The sequence below is a fragment of the Rosettibacter primus genome (assembly GCF_036860675.1).
Lineage (GTDB): Bacteria > Bacteroidota > Ignavibacteria > Ignavibacteriales > Melioribacteraceae > Rosettibacter > Rosettibacter primus.
This window is the reverse complement of sequence record NZ_JAYKGK010000001.1, coordinates 38,486-62,734: the sequence shown is the minus strand read 5'-3', so window position 1 is coordinate 62,734 and position 24,249 is coordinate 38,486. Positions and strand designations below refer to the sequence as shown.

Annotated in this window: 16 protein-coding genes; 6 read left to right on the top strand and 10 right to left on the bottom strand. The window is 31.2% G+C overall.

From position 1 onward, the window contains the following. The first annotated feature begins 11 nt into the window (after window positions 1–11). Entirely contained in the window at window positions 12–641 is a 630-nt protein-coding gene (locus VJY32_RS00265; protein WP_353675868.1) for a cyclodeaminase/cyclohydrolase family protein, read from the top strand. Beyond that, window positions 641–1,894, top strand: coding sequence for an exo-beta-N-acetylmuramidase NamZ family protein (locus tag VJY32_RS00260; RefSeq protein WP_353675867.1), 1,254 nt, complete (start codon window positions 641–643; stop codon window positions 1,892–1,894). The genes VJY32_RS00265 and VJY32_RS00260 overlap by 1 nt, the downstream gene beginning before the upstream one ends. Window positions 1,895–1,999: 105 nt before the next feature. Here VJY32_RS00260 and VJY32_RS00255 read toward each other — a convergent pair whose 3' ends face one another. The 5 genes from VJY32_RS00255 to VJY32_RS00235 form a co-directional block, all read right to left on the bottom strand. Beyond that, a complete protein-coding gene (locus VJY32_RS00255; RefSeq protein ID WP_353675866.1) occupies window positions 2,000–3,667 on the bottom strand; it encodes an Ig-like domain-containing domain in 1,668 nt (555 codons plus the stop codon). Further along, on the bottom strand, window positions 3,640–4,692 hold the full coding sequence (gene mltG, locus VJY32_RS00250) for an endolytic transglycosylase MltG (RefSeq protein ID WP_353675865.1): 1,053 nt from the start codon (window positions 4,690–4,692) through the stop codon (window positions 3,640–3,642). Before mltG ends, VJY32_RS00255 begins: the two co-directional genes overlap by 28 nt. Before the next feature lie 29 nt (window positions 4,693–4,721). Beyond that, a complete protein-coding gene (tsaD, locus tag VJY32_RS00245; protein WP_353675864.1) occupies window positions 4,722–5,765 on the bottom strand; it encodes a tRNA (adenosine(37)-N6)-threonylcarbamoyltransferase complex transferase subunit TsaD in 1,044 nt (347 codons plus the stop codon). Continuing rightward, a complete protein-coding gene (locus VJY32_RS00240; protein ID WP_353675863.1) occupies window positions 5,765–6,664 on the bottom strand; it encodes a proline dehydrogenase family protein in 900 nt (299 codons plus the stop codon). Before VJY32_RS00240 ends, tsaD begins: the two co-directional genes overlap by 1 nt. Before the next feature lie 131 nt (window positions 6,665–6,795). Further along, on the bottom strand, window positions 6,796–8,988 hold the full coding sequence (locus VJY32_RS00235) for a sodium-translocating pyrophosphatase (RefSeq protein ID WP_353675862.1): 2,193 nt from the start codon (window positions 8,986–8,988) through the stop codon (window positions 6,796–6,798). Between the two features lie 277 nt (window positions 8,989–9,265). On the opposite strand from VJY32_RS00235, the gene VJY32_RS00230 reads away from it, so the two are divergent. From VJY32_RS00230 to VJY32_RS00220, 3 genes are all read left to right on the top strand, one after another. After that, window positions 9,266–9,595 carry a hypothetical protein gene (locus tag VJY32_RS00230; protein ID WP_353675861.1) on the top strand — a complete coding sequence of 110 codons (330 nt, stop codon included), beginning with the start codon at window positions 9,266–9,268 and terminating at the stop codon, window positions 9,593–9,595. Further along, the gene (locus VJY32_RS00225) at window positions 9,579–9,932 is read left to right on the top strand and encodes a HesB/IscA family protein (RefSeq protein ID WP_353675860.1); all 354 of its coding nucleotides are present in this window, start codon (window positions 9,579–9,581) and stop codon (window positions 9,930–9,932) included. Before VJY32_RS00230 ends, VJY32_RS00225 begins: the two co-directional genes overlap by 17 nt. A gap of 109 nt (window positions 9,933–10,041) precedes the next feature. Continuing rightward, window positions 10,042–10,650 (top strand): superoxide dismutase, encoded by a 609-nt coding sequence (locus tag VJY32_RS00220; RefSeq protein ID WP_434968522.1) that lies wholly within the window; start codon window positions 10,042–10,044, stop codon window positions 10,648–10,650. A 935-nt stretch (window positions 10,651–11,585) separates the two neighbouring features. Here VJY32_RS00220 and VJY32_RS00215 read toward each other — a convergent pair. Then, window positions 11,586–12,584: a dihydroorotate dehydrogenase-like protein gene (locus VJY32_RS00215; RefSeq protein ID WP_353675858.1), complete on the bottom strand. Its 999-nt coding sequence runs from the start codon at window positions 12,582–12,584 to the stop codon at window positions 11,586–11,588. Window positions 12,585–12,655: 71 nt separating this feature from the next. After that, window positions 12,656–16,252, bottom strand: coding sequence for a pyruvate:ferredoxin (flavodoxin) oxidoreductase (gene nifJ, locus VJY32_RS00210; protein WP_353675857.1), 3,597 nt, complete (start codon window positions 16,250–16,252; stop codon window positions 12,656–12,658). A gap of 350 nt (window positions 16,253–16,602) precedes the next feature. Here nifJ and VJY32_RS00205 point away from each other — a divergent pair, with 350 nt between their 5' ends. Then, on the top strand, window positions 16,603–20,856 hold the full coding sequence (locus VJY32_RS00205; protein ID WP_353675856.1) for a DUF7619 domain-containing protein: 4,254 nt from the start codon (window positions 16,603–16,605) through the stop codon (window positions 20,854–20,856). A 100-nt stretch (window positions 20,857–20,956) separates the two neighbouring features. On the opposite strand, the gene VJY32_RS00200 is transcribed toward VJY32_RS00205, so the two are convergent. The 3 genes from VJY32_RS00200 to VJY32_RS00190 all read right to left on the bottom strand — a co-directional run bounded on the left by VJY32_RS00200 (window position 20,957) and on the right by VJY32_RS00190 (window position 24,182). Beyond that, the gene (locus VJY32_RS00200; protein WP_492008314.1) at window positions 20,957–21,616 is read right to left on the bottom strand and encodes a sugar transferase; all 660 of its coding nucleotides are present in this window, start codon (window positions 21,614–21,616) and stop codon (window positions 20,957–20,959) included. A gap of 214 nt (window positions 21,617–21,830) precedes the next feature. Continuing rightward, window positions 21,831–22,517 (bottom strand): YjbH domain-containing protein, encoded by a 687-nt coding sequence (locus tag VJY32_RS00195; protein WP_353675854.1) that lies wholly within the window; start codon window positions 22,515–22,517, stop codon window positions 21,831–21,833. A gap of 513 nt (window positions 22,518–23,030) precedes the next feature. After that, window positions 23,031–24,182 carry an ATP-binding protein gene (locus tag VJY32_RS00190; RefSeq protein ID WP_353675853.1) on the bottom strand — a complete coding sequence of 384 codons (1,152 nt, stop codon included), beginning with the start codon at window positions 24,180–24,182 and terminating at the stop codon, window positions 23,031–23,033. Window positions 24,183–24,249: the final 67 nt, after the last annotated feature.

Here is a 24,249-nt window from a genome sequence, read left to right as displayed (position 1 = left end):
AGGTAAATTTTATGAATGCATCAAAAACTATTTTAGAATACTTAGCAGAATTATCCTCAAGTTCTCCTACTCCAGGCGGTGGAAATGTTGCTGCATTTTGTGGAGCTTTAGCTTCAAGTCTTGGCATTATGGTTTGTAATCTGACAATAGGAAAGAAAAAATATGCCGATGTAGAAAGTGAAATAATCTCACTTAAAGAAAAACTCGAAGATTACCAAAAAAAATTTCTTGAGCTGGCTCAAAAAGACAACGAAGCTTTCAACAAAGTTATGGAAGCAATGAAACTTCCAAAAGAAAATGAAGAACAAATTGAGATTCGTTCTAAAAAAATTGAAGAAGCTACATTACATGCAGCTGAAATTCCATCTGAAGTTATTAAATACTGCAGTTCAATTTTGCCTTTATTAAAAATTATTATTGATAAAGGAAATAAAAACTCAATTTCGGATGCCGGTGTTGCAGTATCATTAATTAAATCTTCTGCTCAATCAGCATATTTGAATGTATTAATAAATTGCAAATCGTTAAACAATCAAACTATTGCTTCGGAATTTTATAAAAGTGTTCAGGTGATTTTTGATGAAGTTCAAAAAACAACCGATTTATATTTGAATATTATTACGAGTTTATTAAAATCATAATGAAAAATTCATTAAAAATTATTCTCGCATTTTCATTATACTTTTTTATCTGTAACCTGAGTGTATTTTCTCAGAATCCTAAAGTTTTACTCGGTATTGATATTCTCGAAAAAGATAATTTTTCTTTGCTCGATGGTAAACGTGTTGGATTGATTGCAAATCATACAAGCGTAAATAGTAATTTAAAGTCCACTGTTGATTTATTCAAAAAAGCAAAAAATTTTAAACTAATTGCTGTTTTCAGTCCAGAACATGGTATTAAAGGTGTTGCAGGTTCAGGTGAATTTGTAGAAGATTTTTTTGACAGCACAACAGGAATTAAATACTATTCTTTATATGGCAAAACTCAAAAACCCACATCAGAAATGCTGAAAGATATTGATGTATTGGTCTATGATATTCAGGATATTGGATGTCGTTCTTACACATATATTTCTACACTTGGACTTGCAATGGAAGCAGCAGCTGAAAATAATATTGATTTTGTTGTTCTTGATAGACCAAATCCACTCGGCGGTCTGCGCATTGAAGGTAATGTAGTTGAAGATAATTTTACTTCTTTCGTAAGTAAATATAAAATTCCTTATGTATATGGTTTAACATGCGGTGAATTAGCTCTAATGCTTAACAATGAAAAAATGCTTACAAATGGTTTGAAGTGTAAATTAAAAGTAGTTAAAATGAAGGGCTGGCATCGTTGGATGAAATTCGATGATACCAAATTAATCTGGGTACCAACATCGGCAAATGTTCCTGACAGCAAAATTCCTTTTTATCTTGTAGCAACTGGAATTCTTGGTGAATTAAATGAAATTTCTATTGGAATTAGTTATACACTGCCATTTCAAACTTTTGCTGCCGAGTGGATTAATCCTGATACACTTGCAGTTTACATGAATTCACTAAAACTTAATGGTGTAATTTTTAGACCAATTAGTTACAAACCATTATATGGTAAATGGCAGAATAAAATTTTGAATGGCGTTCAAATTCACATTTACGATTTTGATAAGGTTAATTTGATGCAAATTCAATTTTATTTTTTTGAAGTCCTTAATAAACTTTATCCTGATAAAAAAATTTTTAGCATTGCAGACTCCACAAGAATAAAAATGTTCGATAGAGTTCTTGGAACAGACAAAATTCGTATCCAATTTTCTAAAAGATACAGGTTCGATGATATAAAAGAATTTTTGAATAAAGATATCAAATGGTTCAAAAAATTGTCATCAAAATATTATTTGTATAAATAAATCTATAGTTCTTCTATCCATTAACTGTCCACAATTCTCTATTCACTGTTTACTATTCACTGGTAACTGTTAACTTTAAATAAAATCTTCAACTATTAATCCCACTTATTTCAAAATCACATCCCCTACAGGCCAGCGAGCTCTTAGGTTTAATGTATCGGGATAAAATTTAAATTCTTCTGCATACTTAAATGGATTAATTTTCCCAAAAGTATAATTACCATTTTTATCTTTATCAATAAATCCCCATAATAAATATTTGCCGGGCAGAACTTTATTGATATAGAAATTTTTTTGTTTATCGACTTTTTGTTTATAAATATTTTTACTTTCGTCAGAACTTTGCAGGATAACAAATACATCACTTGTATCACTTTCAATTAAGACTTTACCGGATATACCAGAAAAATCAAGTTCACTTGCTATGATGAATTTATGCTTATAAACAGAATCCACTTTATTTCCTGCAGCATCTGATAAATTACTTAGATTAATATTAAGCTGATATTCACTTCTCTGCTTTAATTTTGATTTTACAATTATGTCAAATGATGCATCATCAATTTTTTTAATTTCCACCGGGAATTTGTTTTCTTTTGCATCTAAAACACTTACTGCTTCTTTTAAGCTGTCTTCTTGTATTCCATCATCAAATTTTATTGTAAGTATCGGATTGTCAAAATCTGTTTTGTTGTCCGGGTATTGACTTTCTACATTTATAATCTTTGGCGGAGTAGTATCTTTTTTTGTTTCAACAGTCAACAGAATTTCTTCTTCCTGATTTTTATTTCCATAAACATCATAAATATTTTTTGCTGTCAAAAATATTTTATTATTATTCGATAATGTATTTGCAATGCACAAATTATATTTATTTCGTTTGTCTCTCTCCTTAAAGAAATATTTTGGAATAATTTTTTCATTTGTTGTTGAATCAAGCAGATAAAAATTATCAACTGAAATTCTTGTGCTGTCAATTCTTTCATTAAATTCAATTTGAATATGATTCATATCTTTCATTGATGCACTTAATATTTTGGGGGCAATTGTATCTTCTTTCGACAAAAAGAAATCAACATTATTTATTTCATTAATCTCTTTCGATAAAACAATTTCTTTGAACTGAACACCATATTCATCTTCATTATTTTGATATAAAAAATCTCTCCGTTTATCTCGGATGGCAAAAACAAAATATTCTCCTTCACCTAATCCGACCAGATAATATTTCCCATTATTACCAACTTCAGAAACAAAATCTGGTTTTTGTTCTGATGGATTAATCTTTTTATCATTTTTTTTATAGGCAAATACCATCACTCCCGAAGGATTTTTATCATAAATCTTTCCAGAGATTTTTCCTGAATCAATTTTTTCTCCTGTTGAAAATGCAAATGAAAAGGGTTCAATCATTTTGTTGTGATTATTTAAGTCTTCTATTCCTGCCCCGATTGTAATTGTGTAAGTTGTATTTTTCTTTAAGGTATCCTGAAAATTTATTCTTAAAGTTCTTCCACTCCAATCAAACTCGAGAGGATATTTCATCGGCGGAGAAATAAAAATTGCATCACGCACAGTTCTTTTATCAACATATTCACTGAATTTAATTTCAAAATAATTTTTATTGTAATTTGTCGCCCCATTTGGAGGAAAAACCTCAATTATTTGTGGAGGAACAACATCAACTGGTCCGCCACCAGGTGGAATTTGATTTGCACAACTCCATATAAAAATTGCACATAATATTAATATTGATTTTGACTTCTTAACCATTTCCTGTATCGTGCTATGTTCTCCTGATGTTCAAATTGATTTGATGAGAAATTATGTTGTCCCATTCCATTTGCTACAAAAAAAAGATAATTGTGTTTTTCTGGAAATAATGCTGCAATTATAGCATCTTTGCCAGGATTGTTAATCGGTGCTGGTGGAAGTCCTGCATATTTATAAGTATTAAATCTTGAATCAATGTTCAAATCTTTGTAGTAAACCCTTTTATTTTCTCTTTCCCTTATTAAATATTGAACAGTCGGGTCTGCCTGTAAAAGCATTCCTCTTTTTAATCGATTGTGATAGACACCTGAAATTCTTTTAAATTCAGGAATATAATTTGATTCAGCATCAATAATTGAAGCCAATGTTAAAACTTGATTTTTGTTCATCTTCAACTCTTTCATTCTCTTCTGAATATCTGGGTCATCAAAAAATTTATCCATTTCTTTCTTTAATCTTCTGAGAACTTCTTCTGCAGTTGCATTTGAATAAAAATAATATGATTCCGGCAAAAGATAACCCTCAAGATTATCAACATTTAGTTCAAGAGAATTAATAAATGATTTACTTCTGCTCAATTCCATCACTTTAGCAGAATCTATTCCCAAATTTTCTTTGAGTAATTTTGCTAATTCATTTTGCCAGATTCCTTCTGGAATTGTTACAAGGACTTGTAATGATTTTGTTGGATTTATTAATTCTTCAATAAGTTGAAGATAGTTTAATCCATTAGGTATAACATATCTTCCTGCTTTAATTTTTCTTTCTGCACCATAAATTACAGCTGCAATTTTCATATTTGTTTTACTTGGAATAATTTTTTTAGCATAAAGTGAATCAATTATTTGATTGAGTGTCATCCCTTTTGGAATATCAATTTGAACTGGCGAAGGCATATCATAATAATTTGGTGAATAAAAAGTAAATATCAAAATTGAAAGCACAAATACAAAAAAAGCAATTAGCAAATAAATTTCATTGCGGCTAAAAATTTTTTTTACATTGTCTTCAATAACAGTAATCAATATCCATCCTGATTAATTATTTAATGATTTCAATGATAATCTCTAATAAATGTATTGCCTGTGAGGTCAGGATAAGCATTATGATTAGAAAAATAGAATAAATTTTCTTTTGTGTTTTGTGCATATTCATAAAGTTTCATTCCACGATATGCAATCATAGCAGCGTTGTCGCCGCAAAATTCAAGTGATGGTATTACAATTTTTTTATTGTAACGAATAGAAAGTTTTTCTAATTCATTTCTTAATAATTTATTTGCCGCTACACCGCCAACAAGAGAAATTGAATTTACATTGAAATTATGCAATGCTTTTTCAACATTTTTTGTTAGAGCATTTACAACAGCTTTTTGAAAAGATGCTGCAATTAATGGAATATGATCTTTTGGAATTTTATCGCTGCTTCCGTATTCTTTCTGGATAAATCTAATGACTGAAGTTTTTAATCCACTAAAAGAAAAATCATATTCATTTTTACAATGAGCAATCGGGAATTCAACAAAATCGGAATTTTGATTATTAGAAACTTTTTGAATTTGTGGACCGCCTGGATATCCAAGTCCAAGTAATTTAGATACTTTATCAAAAGCTTCGCCAGCTGCATCATCTACTGTTGTTCCTAGTTTAATAATTTCAACATCACTCTTTACAATAAGCAAAAGTGTATGACCTCCTGAAACTACAAGACACAAATAAGGAAACTCAGGTTTTTCTTCCATTAAAAAACCAGAAAATATATGTCCCTCTATATGATTAACAGGGATAAAAGTTTTTTTAAGAGAATAAGCCAAACCTTTTGCAAATGTTAATCCAACAAGCAATGCCCCAATTAAACCTGGACCTGCTGTTGCAGTTATTAAATCAATTTTTTTAAGTTCAATTCCTGAATCTTTCAATGCCTTTTTTAGAAGTGGCATTAAAATTTGTAGATGAGCTCTGCTTGATAATTCCGGGACAACACCTCCATAATCAACATGAAAATCTTGAGAAGAAATTAAATTGGAAACCAATTTTCCGTTTGATATCACTGCAACAGAAGTCTCATCGCAAGATGTCTCTATTCCAATTACATTCATCAGTTATGCGAAAAAATACTTTTTGTTATATACCATGCTACCTGTGGATTTTCCTGAAGTCTGCGAATTGAATAATTATACCAGTGTTTCCCAAAAGGAACATAAACCCTGATTTTATATCCATCTGCATTAATTTTATCTCTCAAATTTTCTTTCACTCCATAAAGCATCTGAAATTCAAATTTGTCCTTTGGAATATTTTTTTCTTTTATCATTTGATATGCTTTTTCAATAAGATAATCATCATGTGTTGCAATTCCCACATAATTACCATTATCAAAAAAGTACTCAAGAATTTTTACAAAATTATCACGAATTTCCTGTCTATCCTTATAAGCTATTTTTTCTGATTCAATATAAATTCCTTTGCATAATCTGTAATTAGTTCCTTTCATATCTAAATTTTTGATATCATTCATAGTTCTTCTTAAGTAAGCTTGAACTACAATGCCAACGTTATCATACTTTTTTCTTAATCTTTTATAAAGTTCAAAAGTTGCATCTGTTGTAGAGGAATCTTCCATATCAATGCGTACAAAATTTTTATACTTTGCCGCTTTTTCAAGAATTTCTGAAACTTGCTGATAGCAAAACTCCTTATCAATATTTAATCCCATTTGAGTTGGTTTGATTGATAAATTTGATTTCAGATTGTACTGTTCAATAACATCAAGGACATTAAGACATTCGAGTTTTGCTTGTTCTGATTCTTCTTTGTTTGTAACTGCTTCGCCCAGAACATCCATAGTAGCAAGTATCCCTTTTGAATTCAATTCTTTAACCACACGAACTCCATCTTCAATTGTTTCGCCTGCTATATATCTTTTTGCAAAAATGAAAACTATGGATTGGGGGAGAATTTTTACTACTTCGACAATGGCTCTGTTAAGAGGATTCACAAATTCACCAAAATTTTGATTAGTTTTATTATCAAAATTAGATTAACATTATTGATAAATCAAGAAAAGTTAAGTCAAAAAAAATGCCCGCTCAATAAAATTGAGCAGGCATCAATTCAAATAAATTGTTTTTATAAAATATGAAATGCTACTGTAACTCCAGCCATTACAATTGAAACCATGCTCATTAATTTAATTAAAATGTTCAAGCTTGGACCTGATGTATCTTTGAAAGGATCTCCAACAGTATCACCAATTACAGCAGCTTTATGCGAATTTGAACCTTTTCCACCGTAATTTCCTTCTTCAATATATTTTTTTGCATTATCCCATGCCCCACCTGAATTTGCCATAAAAATAGCAAGGACAAATCCAGCTCCAAGGCCTCCGGTTAATAATCCCATTACACCAGCAACACCGAATATTACACCTGTAATAATTGGGACTAAAATTGCAAGTAAAGAAGGAAGAATCATTTCGTGTTGAGCTCCTTTGGTAGAAATTGCAACACAGCTTGCATAATCTGGTTCTGCAGTTCCTTCAAGTATTCCGGGAATTGTTTTAAATTGTCTTCTTACTTCGTCAACCATTTTGCCAGCAGCACGACCAACTGCACTCATAGTTAAGCCACAGAATAAAAATGCCATCATTGCTCCAATAAACACACCAACAAGAACATTTGGGTTCATCAAATTAATTTGGTAATAATTCATAAAATCCATAATACTTGCTTTTTGAGTTTCTACAATAACACCATTTCCAAAATCAAGTATTAATTTACCAGCTCTTAAAAGAGCAATTTTAACTTCTTCAACATAAGAAGCTAAAAGAGCAAGTGCCGTTAATGCAGCCGAACCAATTGCAAATCCTTTCCCAGTTGCTGCAGTTGTATTTCCTAAGGCATCGAGAGCATCAGTTCTTTTACGAACTTCTTTACCCAATCCACTCATTTCTGCGTTACCACCTGCATTATCTGCAATCGGACCATAAGCATCAGTTGCAAGAGTTATCCCAAGTGTTGAAAGCATACCTACAGCTGCAATACCAATTCCATATAATCCCATGTTAATATTTGTTAAATCAAAACCTGTTGCAAATAGAAATGCAAAAATAATTCCAAATGCTACTGTAACAACAGGAACTGCAGTTGACATCATTCCAATACTTAAACCAGAAATAATAACAGTCGCAGGACCAGTTTGTGAACTATCTGCAATTCTTTGAGTTGGTTTATATGAGTGAGAAGTATAATATTCAGTTGATTTACCGATAATAATTCCTGTTACTAAACCTGTAACAATTGAGCCCCAAATACCAAGTGCATTATCAAAGCCGAGTAAGCTAACAATAATATAAGAGAAAACTACAATTAATACAGAGCTAATATTTATTCCTCTTGAAAGTGATGCAAGCAAATCTTTTTGAGTTGCATCTTCTTTTGTTCTTACCATAAAAATACCAACTATGGAAAGAACAATGCCTACTGCTGCTACAAGCATTGGAGCTAAAACTGCTTTCATTTGTAATTCTGGAGCATTTACAAATGCAGAAGCTCCTAAAGCTGCCGTTGCTAATATTGAACCGCAGTAAGATTCATATAAATCTGCACCCATTCCTGCAACATCACCAACATTATCTCCAACATTATCTGCAATTGTAGCTGGATTGCGTGGGTCATCTTCCGGGATACCAGCTTCAACTTTACCTACTAAATCCGCACCAACATCTGCTGCTTTTGTAAAGATTCCTCCTCCAACTCTTGCAAATAATGCTTGAGTAGATGCTCCCATCCCGAATGTTAACATTGTTGTAGTTACTACAACAAGATTATGTGCATCAGTAGCATGAGGATAAACAAAATTTAATATTGTAAACCAGATTGAAATATCAAGAAGACCAAGGCCAACTACAACAAGACCCATTACAGCACCGCTTCTGAATGCAATTTTTAATCCTTTATTTAATGATTCTCTGGCAGCATTTGCTGTCCTTGCAGAAGCATATGTTGCGGTCTTCATTCCAAAAAATCCGGATAAACCAGAAAAGAAACCACCAGTTATAAATGCAAATGGTACCCACGGATTTTGAACATTAAAACCATATGCAAGTATTAAGAAAATTACCATTATGACAATAAAGAACATCCCAACAACTTTATATTGTTGTTTAAGGTAAGCCATAGCTCCTTTGCGAACATATGAAGCTATGCTTGCCATCTTTTCGGTGCCTTCGCTTTCCTTCATCATTTGCTTGAAGAAAAACCAGGCAAAAAATAAGGCAAGAATTGAAGATGCAGGGGCAATCCAGAATAAACTGTTGATCATTTTTTCTCCGATTACTTATTTAACATACCTATTAATTAAGTTTCTCTTTTTCTATCTGTATCTAAAAACAAAACTAATTTTCAATAATAACATCATATTTGTCAGATTTTCTAAAAATTATTTTTCAAAATTAATAAAAATTGTTGAGATAATAATCCGTTTATAAATTTTTTTATTTATATGAACTCATTTAATTTTGCTTTAGTCAAATAAATACAACACCCTTTACAGAGGGATTATTTTTTATTAGAATCTTTAAAAAAACTTAAGGTGAACTATGAACTATCTAAATGAGTTAATCAATAATCAAAAAATCTTTTTCAAATTCATGAAAGAAAAATATCCTCTATTCACAAATTCAAATATTTTTTTGAGAGATATTCAATATGCTATAAGAAGTTACTTTGAAAAGAAAAATATAAAATTAGGCTACACAGAGTCAGAAAAGTTAACACTTGAATTTATTGATATACTTGTAAAAGAAAATAAATTAAAAAAAATTTCTTCAAATACATGGAAAGTGAATTTTTTACTTGATAATAATGTTATAGAAACAGAAAGCATTAAAAATCAGAAAGAAAGGATTGAAGATGAACGAACAAATTAATATAACATCTGAAATCGATATTACAGAAAAAGCATTAAGGCAGGTTTTAAAGATAAAACAAGAAAATAATATTCCGGAAAGCTATGGATTAAGAATAAGTGTTAAAGGCGGCGGATGTTCAGGATTAACATATCAGCTCGGCTTTGATGACACAGAAAAAGCAGGAGATACTGTTATTGAAAAAGATGGCTTGAAAATTTTTGTTGATGGAAAAAGTTTGTTTTATTTAACAGGCACCGTTCTCGATTTCAGTGATGGCTTAAATGGAAGAGGTTTTGTATTTAACAATCCAAATGCAAAAAGAACATGCGGCTGCGGCGAATCTTTTGGAGTTTAATATGAACAGAAAAAAATTTTTAACATCACTTGGAATTTTGACTTTAGGTTTAAGCGCAAAAAAAGTTGAAGCATTAACAAACAAAATAAATAATAAAAGGAGTAACATAATGAGCAAATTCGAATTACCACCATTGCCTTATGCATTTAATGCACTGGAACCATACATTGATGCAAGAACAATGGAAATACATCATGACAAACATCATGGTGCTTATGTAACTAATCTAAATAAAGCTATTGAAGGAACAGAAATGGAAGGGAAAACTCTTGAAGAACTTTTCAAGAATGTTTCCAAACTTCCAGTAGCTGTTCGTAATAATGGCGGTGGACATTATAATCATACAATGTTCTGGGAAATAATGGGACCAAATAAAGGTGGTCAACCTACTGGTGCACTTGCAGATGCAATTAATGGTACTTTTGGTTCATTTGAAAAATTTAAAGAAATATTTAATAATGCAGCTGCTACAAGATTTGGCTCTGGTTGGGCATGGCTTGTTTTAAGCGATGGAAAATTAGTTGTTACTTCAACTCCAAATCAGGATAATCCTTTAATGGATGTTGCTGAAGTTAAAGGTTTTCCTGTAATGGGACTTGATGTTTGGGAACATGCATATTACTTATTATATCAAAACAGAAGACCTGAATACATTGCTAATTGGTGGAATGTGGTTGATTGGGATGCAGTTGCAAAAAGATTTGCATCAGCTAAGTAATTATACTCAAAATTCAATCTGCACAAATCTGCAAAATCCGCAAAAAACTATACCACTAAAATATATCTAACCTTAAAAAATCCCTCTCTTTCTAAGAGAGGGATTTATGGTGAATTATATAAAATGATTGAATTGTGTGATAAAGTCTAAAATTGAAGAATCTCTTAAAAAGAAAAATGGAGATTAGATTCTTCGTCATCCACCTTTCGGTGGGATTCCTCAGAATGACAGAAAAAAATAATGGTGGGTCTCCTCAGAATAACAGAAAAAAGTATAATTGTCATTCTGACTCGCCGAAGGCGAGGAAGAATCTAAATAATAATATTGTTTTTAAGATTCTTCGTCATCCACCTTTCGGTGGGATTCCTCAGAATGACAAGGAAAAGAATAATGGCGGTCTCCTCAGAACGACAGAAGAAAAATAGTGGCGGTCTCCTTAAAATGACAGGAAAGAAATAACACCGTCATTCTGAATGGAGCGAAGCGGAATGAAGAATCTCTTAAAAGCAAAAAATGGAGATTAGATTCTTCGTCATCCACCTTTCGGTGGGATTCCTCAGAATGACAGAAAAAAATAATGGTGGGTCTCCTCAGAATAACAGAAAAAAGTATAATTGTCATTCTGACTCGCCGAAGGCGAGGAAGAATCTATTAAATATAATATTGTTTTAAGATTCTTCGTCGAATGCCTTACGGCAACCTCCTCAGAATGACAGAAAAGTATAAATCATTTTAATGAATTATTCTATGTTATTGAAAAAATTAAAGAAAATATTCAAACGTGAAGATTCTGAGGCTTAAAATCCCTCTCTTAAAAAGAGAGGGATTTAGGGTGAGTTCTTATAATGATTGACTACTAAAATCTGTGAAAATCTTGTCTTATCAGTGTCATCAGTGTTCTAAATTAACAATTAATAAATTTTCACTACCTTAAATTATATATGTGTCTTATAACTCTGAAGCATTTTCATATAATTTGCTCTTTCAAATGCAGCCGGTTCAGCTACAGATTTTTGACTCATACTCCCTTTCATTGTTTTTATTGAATCATATTCATTTTCTTCCATCCACCTTTGCAATCCATTTAACATATCTTTTATTCTTCCTATACCATTCATTAAAAGTTCAGAACAAACCATAGCCACATCTGCGCCCGCCATAATTACCTTTATAACATCTTCATGAGAATGAATACCACTTGTAGCTGCCATATTGGCTTTTATATTCCCATATAAAATCGAGATCCATCGTAAAGGCAATCTCATTTCCCAGTTTGTACTAAGGACTAAATTTGGAACTACTTCTAATTTTTCTAAATCAAAATCGGGCTGATAAAATCTATTAAATAAAACGAGAGCATCTGCACCAGCTTCATCTAATTTTTTTGCCATATTAGCCATTGACGAAAAATACGGACTTAATTTAACAGCTACAGGAATTTTAATATGACTTTTTACAGCTTTTAATGTATCTAAATAAATATTTTCGATTTCAGAACCAGGCACATCCGGGTTTGTAGCCACATAATAAATATTCAATTCAAGAGCATCTGCTCCTGCTTGTTCAATATTTTTTGCATATTGAATCCATCCACCTTTACTTACACCATTCAAACTTCCTATTACTGGGATATTGACTGCTTTTTTCAAATTTGCTATATGGTCAAGATACTGATATGGTGTTAAATAAAATGAATCTGGTTCAGGGAAATAACTCAAAGCTTCTGCATAACTTTCAGCATGATAAGATAAATAATGATCAAGCTCACCGCTCTCATGAATTATTTGTTCTTCGAATAATGAATAAACAACTACAGCTGCTGCTCCAGCATCTTCCATTGCTTTAACTGTATCAACACTTTGTGATAAAGGTGATGCTGAAGGAACAATTGGATTTTTTAATTTCAATCCCATATAAGTTGTTGTAAGGTCCATAAATCCCCCGGAATAAAAATTTATTAAAAAAATCAGAGGCCGTTCATATTTGAACGACCTCATCAAAATAATTAATTAACTTTCTCTTCTTGCTTTTCTTTCCCATTACCAGAAAAATCAAAGCTTGCCATCTGTTCATACAACTTCCATCTCTTAATAACTTCTTCCTGAGCTTTTTCTAATAATTGTTTTGCAATAAGTGGATGAGATTTTGTTAACATCTTGTATCTTGTTTCCTGATAGATATAATCCTCAAGTTTAATCTTTGGAGCTTTAGAATCTAATTTCAATGGATTCTTTCCTTCTTTAAGATTTTCTGGATTATATCTAATCAAAGGCCAATATCCACTGTCAACTGCAAGTTTCTGACTTTCAAGTCCTTTAGCCATATTAATTCCATGAGCAATGCAATGGCTATAAGCAATAATAAGAGATGGGCCATCATAAGCTTCTGCTTCAAGAAATGCGCGAACTGTTTGCGCATCGTTAGCACCAAATGCAACTTTTGCAACATACACATTTCCATAATTCATTGCCATCATTGCTAAATCTTTCTTTGGAGTAGGTTTACCTGCAGCTGCAAATTTTGCTACAGCTCCCATTCCAGTTGCTTTTGACATCTGTCCACCAGTATTAGAATAAACTTCTGTATCAAGTACAAGAATATTAACATTTTTACCAGAAGCCAATACATGGTCCAATCCACCATAACCAATATCATAAGCCCAACCGTCACCACCAACAATCCATACAGATTTTTTAACAAGATAATCTGCAATTTCAAGTAACTTCTTTGCATCTTTTGAATTTATTTTCTGTAATTTCTCCTTTAGTTCTTTTACTCGTAATCTCTGCTCATAAATTCCTGCTTCATCTTTTTGTTCAGCATTTATAATTGATTCAACAAAATCTTTTCCTAATTCATCCTGTATTTTAACTAATAATTCTTTTGCAAACTGATTAAGTTTATCGATAGCTAAACGCATTCCCATTCCAAATTCAGCATTATCTTCGAATAAAGAATTAGACCATGCAGGACCTCTTCCTTCTTTATTTTTTGCCCATGGTGTCGTTGGTAAATTTCCTCCATAAATTGAAGAACATCCTGTTGCATTTGCAATTATTGTTCTATCTCCAAATAATTGCGACATCAACTTAAGATATGGAGTTTCACCGCATCCAGAGCATGCACCTGAAAATTCAAACAATGGTTCTAATAACTGATTACTTTTTACTAATGAAGTATTAACCAATCTTCTATCAATTTCAGGTAATTCAAGGAAGAAATCAAAATTAACTCTCTCCTGCTCACGAACTGGAATTTGTGGAATCATATTGAGAGCTTTCCGTTTTGTATCTTTCTTATTCTTAGCTGGACAAACTTCATAACATAATTCACAACCGGTACAATCTTCTACTGCAACCTGAATTGTATAAGCATAACCTTCTGGAAATTCTTTCCCTTTTGCATCCATATACTTGAATGTTGCCGGTGCATTTTCAAGATGTTTCTTATCATATACTTTAATTCTAATTGCAGCATGTGGACAAACAAGAGCACATTTGCCGCATTGTATACACCATTCAGGGTCCCATTCAGGAACTTCAAGAGCAATATTTCTTTTCTCCCACCTTGTAGTTGCAGATGGAAATGTTCCATCAACAGGCATTTCGCTTACTTTTACTAAATCTCCTTTTCCTGCCATTATCTTTGCAAGAACATTTTTAACATAATCTGGAGCTTTATCAGAAACTACAGGAGGCAGTTCAATTGAACTTGTTGCTTTTTCTGGAACTTCTATCTTATGCAGATTTTCAAGTGTCTGGTCAACTGCTTCAAAATTCTTTTTAACTATTTCTTCCCCTTTTGCACCATAAGTTTTCTTGATGGCATTTTTGATTTGTTGAATTGCTTCATCTTTTGGCAGTATTCCAGAAATTGCGAAGAAGCATGTTTGCATTATCGTATTAACTCGGCTTCCCATTCCAGTTTTGGCAGCAACACTATAAGCATCAATTACATAGAAATTTAATTTCTTATCTATAATTTGTTGTTGAACTTTACGTGGTAATTTATTCCATGTTTCATCTTTTCCATAAGGTGAATTTAAAAGAAATGTACCACCTTCTTTTATGTTTTCAAGTACATCAAATTTTTCAAGTAATGTAAATTGATGACAACCAACAAAGTTTGCAGTCTGTATTAAATAAGTAGAACGAATTGGTTTTTTACCGAATCTTAAATGAGATACTGTAGTTGAACCCGATTTCTTTGAATCATATACAAAGTAACCCTGTGCATAGTTATCAGTTTCTTCACCAATAATTTTTATTGAATTTTTATTTGCACCAACAGTACCATCTGCACCCAAACCATAGAACATGCATCTTACAACATCATCTCCTTCGATAACAAAAGATGGGTCGTAATCAAGGCTTGTGAATGTAACATCATCAATTATTCCAACTGTGAAGTGATTTTTTGGATTATCTGATTTCAAATTATCAAATACAGCTTTAATCATTGCCGGTGTAAATTCTTTAGAAGATAATCCATATCTGCCGCCAACAATTTTTGGCATTTTTTCAAATGGAGGATTGTCAGAATTCATTGCATCGCTAATTACAGAAAGCACATCGAGATAAAGAGGTTCGCCAAATGAACCTGGCTCTTTAGTTCTATCAAGCACTGCAATTTTTTCTACAGTCTTTGGAATAGCAGCAAGTAAATGTTTTGCTGAGAACGGACGATACAATCTAACTTTAACAATACCTACTTTTTCTTCCATTCTTTGAGTCATATATTCAACTGTTTCTTCAGCTGCTTCTGCACCAGAACCCATAAGAATAATTATTCTTTTTGCATCGGGTGCACCATAATAATCAAACAGATGATATTGACGACCTGTCAGTTTAGCAAATTTATCCATTGTATTTTGAACAATATCAGGACATGCATTATAAAATCTATTTACAGCTTCTCTGCCCTGAAAATAAACATCAGGATTTTGTGCTGTTCCTCTTATAAATGGATTATCAGGAGTCAATGCTCTTTCTTTAAAAGCTTTAACATAATCGTCATTAATCATCGAACGGATATCATCATCTGATAATTCTTCAATTTTCATTACTTCATGAGAAGTTCTAAATCCATCAAAGAAATGAACGAATGGGATTCTTGATTCAAGAGAAGCAGCATGAGCAATCAAAGCAGTATCCATTACTTCCTGAACAGAATTAGAGCAAATCAATCCATATCCTGTTTGACGAGTTGCCATAACATCACTGTGGTCTCCAAAAATAGAAAGAGCTGAAGCTGCTAATGAACGAGCACTTACATGAAATACAGTAGGTGTAAGTTCACCAGCAATTTTATACATATTTGGAATCATTAATAATAAGCCCTGAGAAGCCGTAAAAGTTGTAGTTAATGCCCCAGCCTGTAATGCGCCATGAACAGCTCCTGCTGCACCCCCTTCACTTTGCATCTCGGTAACTGTTGGAACAGTTCCCCATATATTTTTTACTCCAGCTGCCGACCAGGCATCAGACAACTCTCCCATCGGTGATGATGGTGTAATTGGATAGATTGCTATTACTTCACTCACACGATAAGCAACATATGCCGCTGCTTCGTTTCCATCAATCGTTATTTTTTTTCTTTCCATTAATACACCTTTATTTTTTTGAATGTCTTGTTAATCTTGTAAAAACTGTATTACTAAAACAAATATCCTGCCAAAAATTCAAAGAAAAATATTTGTAATAAATTACATTTTTCAGCTTTTTATATAAAAAATCTTGTTCATACTTAGAAATTTTAGAATTATTCTCTTATTTCTAAGAATTTTCAAAATTTCAAAATACAATAATAGAAAGAATGTGATATAAAATAAAGATATGCCTATCTATATTTCATTTGTTGCTGAAAATTCTTATTATGAATTGAAATTAAAAAAATACTTTTTTACAGAAATCATAAAAATTATACAAAAAATAAACAGAGGGTACTATTATTATGAAAAAAACATTCTTACTTCTGTTCCTATCTATTACAATCAACTTAATTGGACAAACAATTTCATCCACAACCCAAGGTGGACACTGGAATAATACCTCAACATGGGTTGGAGGTGTTATACCAAATGCTAATAACGATGTTGTAATTAATGGACCAGTTACTATTGGTTATGTTGAATGCAGAAATTTAACAATTAATTCAAATGGTATTATTGAAGATGAGCCTTCTGCCGGAAGAACACTTACTATAAATGGTGACTTTATTAATTATGGAACTGTTCGGACTGGTCAAGGTAATGCAGGAGTTACATTATTAATCAAAGGTAATATGCAGAATTATGGAACTCTTATTAATCGATGGATAACATTTGGCGGCACTGGTTCACAACAAATTTTAAGTACAAAAAAAATTAGTTGTTCAGGTATAGACAAAAATCCAAATGGTACACTTATCGCAATGAGTGACTTAGAGATTGATTCGGTTACAACTGTCAGATTAGATGGCGATATTTTAAACATGGGCAATTATAAATTAACCAAAATTTCTAGAAAAAATATTGATAATGCTTCTGAGATAATTTCAGGAGGAACAATTTACTCTAATGGACAACTTGATATCAGCGGAAGATTTGGTTCCGATTTAGATGGTAATCCAACTTTGATTGGAAATACTCCATTATTATTTGTAGGTAATAATAAAATAAAACAAAATTTAACTATTGCTTCTGGTAAAGTTATTTCAGATGAACCAAGTGCAGGAAGGACGATTTTCATTGAAGGTAATCTTATTAATTATGGTATTATTAAAAATCGTTACGCTGGATTAGTAATTGAAATAAAAGGGAATGTTGAAAATCACGGAGAATTTTCTTCTTTCTTAAGATTTGCAGGTGATGACAATCAAAAAATCAGCGGCACCAAAATTTTTTCTTGCGCCTGGATAGAAAAAAAACCTAACGGCAAAATTAATGCTGCATCAGATTTAGTTTTGGATTCTACTTCTACTATCTATCTGGAGAATGATATATTAAATATGAGCAATTACAAACTAACAAAACTTTCTAAAAAAGATATTGACAATTCAGATTTTATTTTCAAAGGAGGAACAATTTATTCTAATGGACAACTTGATATCAGCGGAAGATTTGGTTCCGATTTAGATGGTAATCCAACTTTGATTGGAAATACTCCATTATTATTTGTAGGTAATAATAAAATAAAACAAAATTTAACTATTGCTTCTGGTAAAGTTATTTCTGATGAACCATATTTAGGAAGAACAATTTTCATTGAAGGCAATCTTATTAATTATGGCATAATCAAAAATCGTCATGGCGGATTAGTTATCGAAATAAAAGGGAATGTTGAAAACCACGGAGAATTTTCTTCTTTCTTAAGATTTGCAGGTGATGACAATCAAAAAATCAGCGGCACCAAAATTTTTTCTTGCGCCTGGATAGAAAAAAAACCTAATGGCAAAATTAATGCTGCATCAGATTTAGTTTTGGATTCTACTTCTACTATCTACCTGGAGAATGATACATTAAATATGAGCAATTACAAACTAACAAAACTTTCTAAAAAAGATATTGACAATTCAGATTTTATTTTCAAAGGAGGAACAATTTATTCCGACGGTGAAATTGATATTACAGGAAGATTTGGTTCTAATCTCGATGGCAATTTTATTCTAACAGGTAATGGTCCAATGCTTCTGACTGGTAATAATATCATTTATCATGATTTAAAGGTATCAAAAGAAAAAGTAATTCAGGATGAATGTTGTGCAGGAAGATACTTTACTGTTTATGGTGACATTTATAATTACGGAACAATTAAAAATAGATTCGGCGGTTTAGCATGTTATGCTTTAGGAAATGTTTATAATTATGGAAGATTCGAGATAAACTGGTTAATAGCTCAAAACGATAACAAAGTATCTAAACTCTATGGAACATTCCACTCAAATGTGCAACTTGAAAATAAAGGAAACACGACAGCAAATTTCGCAGTTGACCAATTCTTAAATGTAAAATACCGCATGGTAATTAAAAATAATGTTGTTCTTACAATCAATAATGGTTCTGAATTAATAGTTGACAGAACAATTGAAAATTCTGGGACAATAATTAATAATGGTAAAATTACAAATCGTTATTACATTTATTTTTCTGGCACTGTAGATACTCAACCATTTATGAAAGTAACACCTTATGTCCATGACAGAGGGACCTCAGATTCATTAATCGTAACAACATGCAATTTAGTTTATCCTAAAATGACTTCATCAATTAAAAGATACTGGAATATTCAAGGTAATAAAAAATTAAATTCCTATTCACTTGATTTGTATTATGAAGATGAAATACTAAATGGCCAGGACCCAAATACTCTTGATGCTTACATTACAACAGACAATGGTGAAACTTGGAAAAAAATCTCAAATCCAATTAACATACAGAGAGACCTTGCTAACAAAAAAATAACAATTGGAAATAGAGATAATCCAATCACACTAACTGGCGACATAATTCTAAGTTCCGGAAATGTAGCAAATGTATCATCAATTTCAGTTGCAATAACTGGAAGAAAACAAGTTAGAGTGGGACCGCCAAACAGATTTACAATCACTTACTGGAATAATAACAATTATCCAAGCGATAAATTTTTCATAATATTAAAAACCAATCAGGGAGTATACTTCGATGGAATGTTTTCGAAAAAAATAGGTACAGATTCTGTTCAATATATTCCAGTTGATTCTTTAGTTTATGATAATAAGAAAGATGAAATAATATTACTAATTCAACCACTTGGACCTAAAGAAGTAAGAAGTTTTGATTTAATTGTTAAATCTGCATTGGGAACTTCATTTAAATCATTAGAACCAATTACATTTTCTGTAGTAGCACTTTGGGTTGGCGGTGCAATTTTAGAAGAATATATTTCTAACACAGTAGTTGCTGGATGTTATGAAGTATGGCGTCCGGTTAATCAAGATGAATCATTAACAGATGCATCACTAAAAGCATTAAAAAATAGTTTAAATGATGCTGTAACAATAGAAAATGGAGTTAAAGGAGTAGCCAAAAAAGCAGCTGAAGAAATAGTTAAAAAAACAGGAAGAGTTGCTTTATGGCCAGTATTTCTTGCAAAAGATATTTTTGATTGTCTGTCAAATACAGTACGAGGAATTAAAGATTATGTCAATGGTAATTTTGATAAACAAGAAAAAGAACTTGTTAAAGTAACATCATGGGATCCAAATGCTAAAGAGGGACTAAATGGATACGGAGAAGAAGGATTTATCTCTTCTACTGCAACAATGAGTTACACAATATTTTTTGAAAACAAAAAAGAAGCAACTGCTCCTGCTTATCAAATTGTTATACTTGATACATTGGATGAAAATGTGTTTGATGTTAACTCAGTAAAATTTGGTGAAGTAAGCCATCCTCATATTAACAAAACAATAACAAGGAACGGTAATATTCTTAAATGGGATTTTGTTGAAATTGAACTTCCTCCAAATGTTAATCCACCAGAAGGTGAAGGCTGGGTTAAATTCACAGTTAATTTAAAACCGAACATACCTAACGGTACTAAAATTCAAAATAGAGCAGTTATTACATTTGATATTAATAAACCACTTGCAACCAATAATTTTGTAAATACATTAGATTTAGAACCACCTGTTGCAAATATATCAAGTATATCTCAACTAAGTTCACATGAATTAGCAATAAATTGGAATGGGAGTGATGGAACTGGTTCAGGTTTGAAAACTGCTGCAGTTTATCTCTCAACTGGCGAAGGACCTTTTACAGTTGCTGCTGTATCAGATAAATCTCCTATCAAAATTCCTGTACAACCAGATAATACATATCGTTTATATTTGCTTGCAACTGATAATGTAGGTAATACTCAACAAACACCTATGCAAATTCATCAATTTACTGTTGATGTAAAAAATTTAGCTGAAGTTCCAAAAGAATATAAATTAGAACAAAATTATCCCAATCCATTTAATCCGGTAACGAGAATAACATTTAGTATTCCTAAAAGGACAAAAGTAGAATTAAGTGTTTATAATATTTTAGGTGAGAAAGTATCAGAAATAATTAATTCAGAAATTGAGGCGGGTAAATATGAATATGAATTTAATGCAGTTAATCTTTCAAGTGGTGTTTATTTCTATCGACTGAAAACAGAAGATTATTTTTCTGTAAAAAAGATGATATTAATTAAATAGATAAGCTGTTAAATAAAATTATTTAACCGCAGGGAACACAATAAACGGAAGAAAATGTGAAGTTCATTGTTTATAAAGTTCCCTGCGGTTTGTCATGAATTCAAGTATAACGAATTTCCTTGTATACCCTTCTAATTCTTATTATTTCTTGAATTATTTTCATGGCGGTTGTTATAATTATTTTCACATCGAGTAAAAAAGACCAATTTGTAATATACCAGATATCATACTCAACGCGTAATTGCATAGCATTAATATCATTAATTTCACCTTTCATATCATTTACCTGCGCCCAGCCTGTTATACCGGGTTTTACCAGATATCTATTATTATAATTATTAACTAAGTTCTCAAAAAATTTATCTTCATTAATTTCATGTGGTCTTGGACCAACAATGCTCATATCGCCTTTTAACACATTAATAAACTGTGGTAATTCATCAATATTTGTTCTGCGTAAAAATTCCCCAAATTTTGTTATACGAAGATCATCTTTTTTTGCTTGAATAAAATTATTATTAACTTCTTGGTCAGGATGGTACATTGTTCTAAATTTATAAAGCACGAAGTAATTTCTATTTTTACCTGTTCTTAATTGCTTAAAAAATATTGGGCCTTTGCTGTCAAGTTTAATTATTGTCCCGATGATGATTATAATAATTGGCAAGATAAAAATGCAGAAAAGCAGAGATAGGATTAAATCAAACATTCTTTTTAAAATCGAATTATAATTTTTAAAAAGAGGTGAATCAATTTCCATTGTTCAATAAAAATTATTTCTCACATATTTAATCATAGAACAACTTGTATTTACAAATTTTTTAGAACACTGATGACACAGATAAGACAAGATTTTCACAGATTATATCTTGTGGTTATCTGTTTAATCTGTGTTATCTGTGTGCTATTTAAATAAAATATTTTGTCACTAGATGAAATAATAAATTTATAATCTTTTCTTCCAATTCCTCCTATTACAACACAAACGAAAAAGCCATTCCTCCACTAAAATCTTTAAAATTCATCAAACCAGCCAAAACTTTTATATGTTTGAACAAAGTTAATCTAACAGCACAATTAAATCTTTCAGCATCATTTTCCACTAATAATTCAAAATTTTTAAAAGCAGTAAATGAAACTCCACCGAATAAACCAATGAATTGATAATCTGCTGCTTTAAATCCTCTGAACCCGTGACCTAAAGTTCCCATTACAAACAATTCATCATTAATGCTATAACTTTTTGAAGCTACAATATAAATAGACTGTTTATGAATCGCCCCCACCCCTCCAAATGCAGTTCCAATATTATTGAGACCTGTTGAAATACTTAGAAAATGTTTATTCTCATTCATTAATTTTAATCTAAAACCTACACTTCTATCACCAATGCCTTGTGTTCCTTTATGTCTTATCAGATAAACAAAATTTGTATTTATTTCAATAAAAGGTAAAAATGCAAGAGTTGCTGAATAAACCAATGCATCTTCATTATAATTTCCAAAAGATACATATTTTTTATTTAGATAATTAAAAGAAAAATTCAATGTTCCATCTGAATATAAATTTCCAGTTGGAATAGTAACCAATCCAGAAAAACCGGCTATAGTTTGTGATAAAATATTTGATGTAAAAAAAATTACAAGTAAAAAAATTTTCATACTAATAATCTCAAGCTGATTTTATCTTTATTTTTAGCACACAGATGACACTGATAAGACAAGATTTTCACAGATTTTTTGAAATCAACATTGATTATAAGAACTCACCCTAAATACCTCTCTTAGGAAGAGAGGGAATTTAAGTCTTAGGATCTTTACGTTCTGAATATTTTCTTTAATTTTTTCAATAACATAAAATAATTCATTAAAATGATATATATTTTCCTGTCATTTGGAGGAGACCGCTACTATTTTTTCCCTGTCATTCTGAGGAGTCTCGCCGATAGGCGGACGACGAAGAACCTAATAATATTCTATTCATCTTAGAAGATTACTTCTTATCTGTAAAAATTCTTCATCTATAAATAATTCAAACTATCTTTCATGAAAATTATTTCTCGCTGATTCCGCAGATTTCCTCTGATTTTATCCGCGAACATCTACGATAATCTGCGATTATCTGCGTGAAAACTATCTCCCACTGATTTCACATATTACTTTTAATACAGCCCCCTACATAATAAATTCCTCAACATTATTCGGTGTTATCACTTTGGTCTGATTCACAGAATATGAACTAAGAAAAGTCTTAGAAAATCTGGCTCTTACGGCTGGATTAAATTTAAATTCAAAGGCCGAAAAACTATTGCCATTTTCTTCAATATAATCAATTTCTTGTTGTTGTGTTGTTCTCCAAAAATAGCTTTGAGCTAAACTATTAGAATATGCTAAATATTTAATTCTTTCACTTACACAATAATTTTCCCATAAAGCCCCTACATCATTCCTCAAACTTATGTCATTAAAATTTTTTATTACAGCATTTCTTATTCCGTTATCATAAAAATAAATTTTTTTACCTTTTTTAATTTCATTTCTTACATTACGATTTAATGCAGGCAATCTAAAAACAATAAATGCCTTTTCCAATAAATCTATGTATTTTTCTACTGTAAGCCTGTCTGCTCCTACCAACTGTCCGATTTCCACTGTAGAGACTTCAGAACCTATTTGCAAAGCTATAGCTTTTGTAATCTTCTCCAAAAGTTCAGGACGGGAAACTGTAGGCAATACAAATAAATCACGATAGAGATAACTTCCGCTTAAAAGTTTTAGTAATTCCTGTTCCTCACCAAAAGATGTTACTATTTCAGGGTATGAACCATAAATAAGTCTTCTTTCAAGTTTTCTTTTTTCATCAAAGAGTGATGTATGTTCTACTAATTCTCCAAATGTTAAAGGATAAAGTATAAATTCATAAGCTCTGCCAGTTAATGGCTCTTTAATACTACGAGATAGAAGGAAAGAAGAAGAACCTGTTGCTATTACTTGAACATCTTTAATTCTATCAACAATGATTTTTATAATAATTCCTATTTCAGGTATGCGCTGTGCTTCGTCAATAAAAACAATTTTCGAGTTTCCTATAATTCCTTCAAGTTTAACGACATTAGGTTTAGATAATATATCCCGTACATCAAAATCATCTCCATTCAAATATCTATAATCCTGTTCTTTAATAGCTAAATCAGAAAGTAATGAATTTACAAGAGTGGTTTTTCCTACCTGGCGTGGACCATAAATAATAATAGCTTTATTACGAAATAATTTTTCTTTGATGCTTTTTAGTAATTTCCTTGGAATGAGTTGCTTATCATTTTGCATAAAATATAATATTAAATTATAACATTCATAAATAAATATAATCAAATATTATTCAATTCACAATATT